The sequence below is a fragment of the Mesorhizobium sp. M7A.F.Ca.US.006.04.2.1 genome (assembly GCF_004022915.1).
GTDB lineage: Bacteria > Pseudomonadota > Alphaproteobacteria > Rhizobiales > Rhizobiaceae > Mesorhizobium > Mesorhizobium ciceri.
Window position 1 is genome coordinate 1 of the sequence record NZ_RZQA01000526.1, and the last position, 4,596, is coordinate 4,596.

The window sequence follows — 4,596 nt, forward strand, 5'->3', positions numbered from 1 at the left end:
GGCATGGGCTGTTCAAGGCCGGCGCGCCGGAAAGCTTGGCCGGGCAGCTGGCACTGAGCGAGGTGGCGGAACTCATCCCCGACATCGCGCTGACGGCGCGCACCGCCGGCGCCGATATCGTCGCCGCGGCCAAGGCGTTCTTCGCCGTCAGCGATGCCTTCCGCATTCCGCGTGTCGAGGACGCCGCACGCTCGATCACGCCATCGGACTACTACGATCAGCTGGCGCTTTCGCGCGCCACCGACACGATCGATGCGGCACGGCGCGGCATCGCGGTGGCGGCGCTCACCGGCCACGCCAAGACGGCCGATCCGGTGGCTGCCTGGCTGGACGCCGGCGGCGAGCGGGTGGCGCGCATCCGCGAGCGGCTGCAGGCGTTGACCGAGGGCGGCGACATCACCGTGTCGCGGCTGTCGGTGGCGTCGGGGCTGATGAGCGATCTGACGGGGATGTGAACCGTCGATGATTGCCACACGCATTGTCGGGTGCGTGTGGCGCCTTTTCCAATGTTGTCGGCGCTTGGCGTTCAGCAAGCTCACCAGGAATGTTTGAGGGTGCCGACGATTTTCAGCCGGTCGCCGTAGAATTCGGTCCCGTAATAGCTGGTTGTCAGATACTTCCGGTCGAACAGGTTCGTTGCGTTCAAGGCCAACGTCACGTCCTTGGTCATCTTGTAGCTAATCGCCGCATCCACCAGTGCGTAGCCGCCAATCGAAATGGTGTTCGCGTCATCCCCGTAGGTTTGTCCGATATAGCGCACGCCACCGCCGATGGTCAGGTCGCCACGCGGTCCTTCCTCGGGAAGCGTGTAGTCGACCCAGGCTGACGCCAGGTGGCGAGGAACGCGCTGCGGCCGATTGCCGGCATTCCCGCCAATGCCGTCTTCCAGGATCTCGGCATCCCAGTAGGAATAGGCAAGCGTCAGGTTCAGGTTTTCCGCGATGGCGGCCTTGCCCTCGAGTTCGATGCCGCGGACGCCAACCTTGCCGATCTGCTGCTGGACAACAGGCGTGACATAGGTCGGAACATTGGTTTGGGTAAGGTCGAAGACCGCGGCTGTGAACAGGCCGTCGAAGCCGTCGGGCTTGTACTTGATGCCTGCCTCATACTGTTTGCCCTCCTGAGGCTTCAACGAGCCCGAGACCGCATACCCGTTGGCGCTTGGCGACACGAGCGGCTGGAAGCTTTCCGAATAGTTGGCGTAGACCGCGAGGTTCGGGGTGAATTTGTAGGTCAGGCCGGCGCGCTTGGTGAAGGCCGATGCGGTGTCGTCGTCCTGCGTTCCCAGGTCGAGATAATCAGCAGTCGTCTGCACGCGGTCCCAGCGCCCGCCCAGGGTGACGATCCAGCGGTCGTCAAACGTCAATTGCTCCTGGGCATAGACACCGACCGCCTGTTGCTTGACCCGCCAGTTCACGTAGGGGCCGAGGTTGATGCAGGATAGACCGCAATAGGTCGGGTTGTCGATGTCGATGGGACCCGCGGTGCCGAAGAGGATGTTTTCGCGGGTGTTGTCGTTGGCGTAGTCGACGCCGACAAGCGTCTTGCTGTCGACCCGGTCCCAGCCCGTATCGTATTGCAACTGATTGTCGAAGGCATAGCGGTTGGACAGGCCGCCGACGGAAAATGCCGTGCGGTCCGCCGTGGGGTCAAGCGACGCGCCGTAGACCTCGGCGTAGTCGAGGCTCAAATGCGTGTAGCGGGCATTGGAGCGGAAGGTGAGATTCTCGTTGAATTGATGTTCGAACTGGTAGCCGATATCGACCTGCTCGGTGTTGAAGCGGTTGAAATCCGGCTCGCCCAGGAAGGTGCCGATGTCGATATTGGCGCCGGCGGGGGTGCCGCGTGCGCCTGTGCCATCTCGCTTGTAATAGTCAGTCAGGATGGTGAGCGAGGTTCCTTCCTCGGGCTTGATGGTCAACGCGGGTGCGATGTAAAGCCGGTCGTCGTTGGAATAATCCCATCCTTGATCGCTATCCTTGGCCAGCCCGGTAAGCCGATAGGTCCACACGCCATCGGCGTCGATCGGCCCGCCAAAATCAACGCCAATCTCCTTGGTGCCGTCGCCATAGGACGTGTAAATCTCCCCCTGCTTCTGGTCCAGCGGCCGCTTGGTAATGGCGTTCACCAATCCGCCAGGGCCGTTGAGACCAAAAAGCGTCGATGTCGATCCCTTCAGGACCTCCACGCGCTGAAGTCCGTAAGGTTCGAGACGGCTGGCCGTGAACCAGGCTGGGATGCGCGCCGTCAGGCCGTCGCGATAGGTACCGAGCGATGTCTGGTCGAAACCGCGGATGCGAATATAGTCGTATCGGTCATCGTTGCCGAACTCGTCGGTGAGGACGCTAGATGTGTAGGCCACGGCCTGCTGGAGGCTTTCGATATGGCGCGCCTCCAGTTCCTTTTGGGTTACAACTGAAACCGAGGCGGGAACGTCGACGATCGGCGTATCGGTCTTGGTGGCGGTCGCCGTATCCTTGGCGACGATCGTTTGATCGGGCCCGCCAACGCGGTCCGACTTGCCGGTGACGACGATCGTTTCCAGTTGAGTTGCATCGTCCGGCGAAACGTCCTGGGCCCGGCCGGTCCCCACCATTCCAAAAGATGCCGCTATCAAGGCACTGCTCGCAATCAATCGCCTTGCCTGAATGCGCAGCAATGCCTGTCGACCAATCGTCATCTCTTATTCCCTGTCAGACCAATTTCGAGCAGTTCGGCCGGTCACCGTTCCGGCCCTGCGCGAGCGCAATTAGTCAAAGCGGACAAAAAGAGTCAACTTAATAATCAAGAGATCCACGCCGGCGACAATCGTTGCGAAGCAGGGGGTGGAGGACGGCGCCGGACCTACGGTCCGGCTTCCCCCACGAGAAAAATACGGGCTTGGTTCGCGTAGCGGACGAAAGCCGGTTGCATGGCTTTCGAACAGTGAACGCCCGGCAACGTCAAGGGTACGGCACCGAGCTTCGTTCATTGCATGAGCGCATGAAACATGCAGACATGGCGCCCGACACGGAACCGGTGCCGAGGGATCATGATGACGGTAGAGACAGTGCAGCGTGCGTCCGGGCGCGGCATCTGGGGATGGATGCTGTTCGACTGGGCGGCGCAGCCGTTCTTCACGGTCGTGACGACCTTCATCTTCGGACCTTACTTCGTCTCGCGCATGGCGAGCGATCCGGAGACCGGCCAGGCGGCCTGGGGCTACGGCATTGCCGCGGCAGGTCTTGTCATCGCCGTGCTGTCGCCCATCCTCGGCTCGATTGCCGACCAGACCGGCCCGCGCAAGCCCTGGATCGCATTCTTTGCCGCGGTCAAGGTCACCTGCCTTTGCATGCTTTGGTTCGCGGCCCCCGGTTCGAACCTTTTCCTGGTCGTGCTGTTCTTTTCGCTGGCGTCGGTCGCGGCCGAGTTTTCGACCGTGTTCAACGATTCGATGATGCCGCGCCTGGTGCCGAAGAGCGAGATCGGCCGAATCTCCAACATGGCCTGGGGCCTTGGTTATCTCGGCGGCATGATCGCGCTGATCTTCGTCGTCGCTTGCTTGGCCGGTTCGCCGGAGACCGGCAAGACGATCATCGGCACCGACCCGCTCTTTGGGCTCGACCCGAAGCTCGGCGAGGACGCGCGCGCAACCGGGCCTTTGTCAGCCGGCTGGTACTTCCTGTTCATCCTGCCGATGTTCTTTTTCACCCCCGATGCCATCAAGGGCCTGCCGATCGGCCCTGCGGTGCGAGAGGGGTTGGCGGAGCTGAAAGTGACGCTGGGCGAGGTGCGCAAGCGCAGCGGCATCTTCCGCTTCCTGGTCGCCCGCATGATCTATCAGGACGGTGTCAATGCGGTGCTGGCGCTGGGGGGCACTTTCGCAGCAGCGATGTTCCACTGGTCGATCACCGAAATCGGTATTTTCGGCATCATTCTCAACGTCGTCGCCATCTTCGGCTGCCTGGTTGCGGCCCGTCTCGACACGGCGCTTGGCTCAAAAACCATCGTCATGATCTCGCTGGTCCTGCTCAGCATCGCCACGATCGGCATCGTCTCGACCGGACCGGGCTATACTTTGTTCGGCCTCTGGATGATGCCTGGACCGGACAGTGGCGGCCTGTTCGGCACCGCAGCGGAAAAGGCCTACATCTTCTTCGGCCTGTTGATCGGTGTGGCTTTCGGGCCGGTGCAGGCGTCGTCGCGATCCTACATGGCGCGCAGCGTCACGGCGGCAGAATCCGGCCGCTATTTCGGCATTTATGCGCTGGCCGGACGGGCGACCAGTTTCCTGGCGCCGTTCATGGTCGCGTCCGTCACCTTGGCCAGCGGCTCGGCACGGCTCGGCATGGCGGTGATCGTGCTGTTCCTCGGGATCGGCATAGCGATCCTGGTCAAGACGCCCTATCCGGCGGACCGGCCGGCGGAGTGAGTTCTTTCTTCCTTCTCCCCTGTGGGGTGAGCGGCCGGTTCGCGAAGCGAATTCATCGTGCCAGGGGCACGATGAAAGGCTGGCGAACGCCGGGACGCTGCGGAGCAGCGGGGACCCGGCAGGGCGGATCGTCCACCGCCCGGCCCTTCGCGGGCTCAGGGCGTTCGAAGCTCGAAAAGCCAAGC

3 protein-coding genes are annotated in these 4,596 nt (G+C 62.5%); 2 read left to right on the top strand and 1 reads right to left on the bottom strand.

Annotation, left to right across the window (positions count from 1 at the left end; genetic code table 11):
* On the top strand, positions 1 to 455 hold a 455-nt coding region (locus tag EN925_RS24350; RefSeq protein ID WP_164894361.1), incomplete at its 5' end, for an NAD-glutamate dehydrogenase domain-containing protein.
* Positions 456 to 535: 80 nt separating this feature from the next.
* On the opposite strand, the gene EN925_RS24355 is transcribed toward EN925_RS24350, so the two are convergent.
* Positions 536 to 2,680 carry a TonB-dependent siderophore receptor gene (locus EN925_RS24355; protein ID WP_127368342.1) on the bottom strand — a complete coding sequence of 715 codons (2,145 nt, stop codon included), beginning with the start codon at positions 2,678 to 2,680 and terminating at the stop codon, positions 536 to 538.
* 354 nt (positions 2,681 to 3,034) lie between these two features.
* Here EN925_RS24355 and EN925_RS24360 point away from each other — a divergent pair, with 354 nt between their 5' ends.
* Positions 3,035 to 4,411, top strand: a complete 1,377-nt coding sequence (locus EN925_RS24360) for an MFS transporter (RefSeq protein ID WP_027163687.1) — start codon at positions 3,035 to 3,037, stop codon at positions 4,409 to 4,411.
* The last annotated feature ends 185 nt before the right edge of the window (positions 4,412 to 4,596 follow it).